1 pseudogene is annotated in these 323 nt (G+C 65.6%); it reads left to right on the top strand.

Going from position 1 to position 323, the window contains the following annotated elements:
• A pseudogene (locus tag ID132_RS14240) lies at positions 1–172 on the top strand (thiamine pyrophosphate-binding protein); the annotation flags it as partial.
• Positions 173–323 lie beyond the last annotated feature (151 nt).

The following is a 323-nucleotide window of genomic DNA, read 5'->3' as shown; positions in this document are numbered from 1 at the left end:
CATCGCGTCGATCGCGCGCGGGTTCGGGGCGGAGGGCGTGACCGTGCGGTCGCTTGAGGACCTCGAGCCGGTGCGGCAGTGGCTCGAAAGCGGCGACGGCCCGATCGTCATCGACGCGCGCATCGCCTCCGACGGCGGCTCCTGGTGGCTCGCGGAGGCCTTCGGACACTGACGCTGTCGGCTCCTTAAGCTGGCCGGTCCCTGGGCTTGTCGAAGAGCCCAGTTGGAGGACGTCCACCCGGCGTGTGTCCGGATGTTTCATTGTGCAACCCACGACATGCCAAAGTAGTGAATGGAGTAAAGTGGCTCTTCGGACATTCGGT

The sequence above is a fragment of the Gulosibacter sediminis genome (assembly GCF_014904065.1).
GTDB classification, from domain to species: Bacteria; Actinomycetota; Actinomycetes; order Actinomycetales; family Microbacteriaceae; genus Gulosibacter; species Gulosibacter sediminis.
The sequence above is the reverse complement of the archived record's forward strand: the minus strand, read 5'-3'. Positions and strand labels throughout refer to the sequence as shown.